Raw genomic sequence first — 2,061 nt, 5'->3', positions numbered from 1 at the left:
CTCCTGCACCTGGGAACAGCGGACACCTGCCCAGTGGACCCGGCGGCGCCGTCAGCCGCGCAGGAGCCCGTCACCCTCCTGGTCGAGAGCCGGCTCGCCCCGCCCCGCATGCTCGTGTTCGGCGCCAACGACTTCGGCGCGGCCCTGATCCCCGCCGGCAAGCTGCTGGGCTACCGCGTGACCCTGGTGGATGCCCGCCCCGCGTTCGCAGCCCAGGCCCGGTTCGGCTGCGCCGACGACGTCGTGACGGACTGGCCGCACCGGTACCTCACGGCGGAAGCGGCGGCAGGCCGGCTCGACCGGCGTACCGTGGCCTGCGTCCTGAGCCACGATCCCAAGTTCGACATCCCGCTGCTGGAGACCGCCCTGGCCCTGGACCTTGCCTACGTGGGTGCCATGGGGTCCCGCCGCAGCCACCTCCAGCGCATTGATGACCTCCTCAGCGCCGGGGTGCCGCCGGAGCGAATCGCGCAGCTGCACTCGCCGATCGGGCTGGACCTCGGCGCCATCACCCCTGCCGAGGTCGCCGTCTCAGTCACCGCGGAGCTCATCGCATCCCGCAGCGGAAGGCCGGCGTGCACACCGCTCCGCGACACCTCCGGCCCCATTCACCAGTCCGCGGCGCCCCCGGCGCCTGGTATCGCGGGCACTGCCGCCGAAGGCACCCCCACCAGCGGCAGGAAGGAGATCGTATGGACATGAACAGCATCGAGGCGGTGGTCCGCACCACTGATCCCGCAGACTGGCGCGACGGCGACGGCGACGCCTGGCTGGCCGGCGGCACCGTCCTGTTCTCCTACGGCAGCTACGCCTTCGGGCCCGAACCGCTCAAGCGCCTCCTGGACCTCGGTTCGGCCGGCTGGACACCCGTCGCCGTCACGGGGGAAGGCATCGAGCTTGCGGCCACCTGCACGGTGGCGGAGCTGTATGCCCTGCCGGAGTCACAGGAGGTGGCCGGGCGGGGCTGGCCCGCCCTGGCCCTCTTCCGGCCGTGCTGCGACTCGTTCGTGGCTTCGTTCAAGGTCTGGAACATGTCCACCGTCGGCGGGAATATCTGCACCGCACTGCCCGCAGGGCCCATGACCTCCCTCTGCGCCGCGCTCGACGGTGTGGCGACAGTCCACGGCCCTGGCGGCACCAGCCGCACCCTCCCGGTGGCCAGCCTCGTCACCGGGGACGGAACAACCGCGCTGGCACCCGGCGAGCTGCTGCGCAGCGTCCACCTCCCGGCGTCGGCCCTCGCCTCCCGGGTGGCGTTCCGCCGGCTGTCGCTGAGCAATCTGGGACGCTCCGGCGTGCTGCTGATCGGACGGCTCGACGGCGGGACGGCCCTGGTGCTGACCGTCACCGCCGCCACAAAACGGCCCGTGCAACTGCGCTTCAGGCACCTGCCGGAACCTGCCGAGCTCGCGGCGGCGCTGGACGACGCGGTCTCCGACGAGCTGTACCACGACGACGTCCACGGGCTGCCCGCCTGGCGGAAGGACATGACGTACCGCCTCGCTGAGGAGATCCGGGCCGAGCTCGCTGCGCCCGAGGGTGCGCCGGACGTGCACATATCCGGCGATTTCTGGCCACCACGCATTCCCCGCAGCCGGCAGGAAGGGGCCTGAGCATGGCTATCGAGATCAACGGCATTCCCGCAGAAACCGGGCCGCGCCCCGGGCAGTGCCTGCGGACGTACCTCCGGGAGCAGGGCAACCTGGGGGTTAAAAAGGGCTGCGACGGGGGCGACTGCGGTGCCTGCACCGTGCACGTTGACGGCACCCCGGTCCACAGCTGCATCTACCCGGCCGTCCGGGCCGAGGGGCACGCCGTCACCACCATTGAAGGACTGGCCGGAACGGTGGGCGCCGCTGGCGGGGGGCTGCATCCGGTCCAGCAGCAGTTCCTGGAAAGGCAGGGCTTCCAGTGCGGTTTTTGCACTGCTGGCATGCTGATGACCGCGGCGACGTTCACGGAGGAACAGAAGGAGGACCTGCCCCGCAACCTCAAGGGCAACCTCTGCCGCTGCACCGGTTACCGAGCCGTCGAGGACGCCGTCTGCGGGCACGCCGGGCA

General features: G+C 71.4%; 3 protein-coding genes. All 3 read left to right on the top strand.

What is annotated here, in order from left to right; genetic code table 11:
• A partial coding sequence (locus tag DBR22_RS09080) for an XdhC family protein (RefSeq protein ID WP_181365092.1) occupies window positions 1-702 on the top strand: 702 nt, incomplete at its 5' end.
• The gene (locus DBR22_RS09075; RefSeq protein ID WP_108598743.1) at window positions 693-1,613 is read left to right on the top strand and encodes an FAD binding domain-containing protein; all 921 of its coding nucleotides are present in this window, start codon (window positions 693-695) and stop codon (window positions 1,611-1,613) included. The genes DBR22_RS09080 and DBR22_RS09075, both read left to right, overlap by 10 nt.
• Window positions 1,614-1,615: 2 nt before the next feature.
• The coding region (locus DBR22_RS09070) for a (2Fe-2S)-binding protein (RefSeq protein WP_146187445.1) at window positions 1,616-2,061 on the top strand (446 nt) is incomplete at its 3' end.

Origin of the sequence: Arthrobacter sp. HMWF013, from assembly GCF_003061105.1 — a bacterium.
In the GTDB taxonomy this organism is placed as follows: domain Bacteria; phylum Actinomycetota; class Actinomycetes; order Actinomycetales; family Micrococcaceae; genus Arthrobacter.
Note: the sequence above shows the minus strand (reverse complement) of the source record. Positions and strands in the feature narration are given on the sequence as shown.

Excerpts from the sequence above, each read along its gene's own strand:
- DBR22_RS09075 (WP_108598743.1), top strand. The coding sequence starts at position 693 with ATGGACATGAACAGCATCGAGGCGGTGGTCCGCACCACTGATCCCGCA.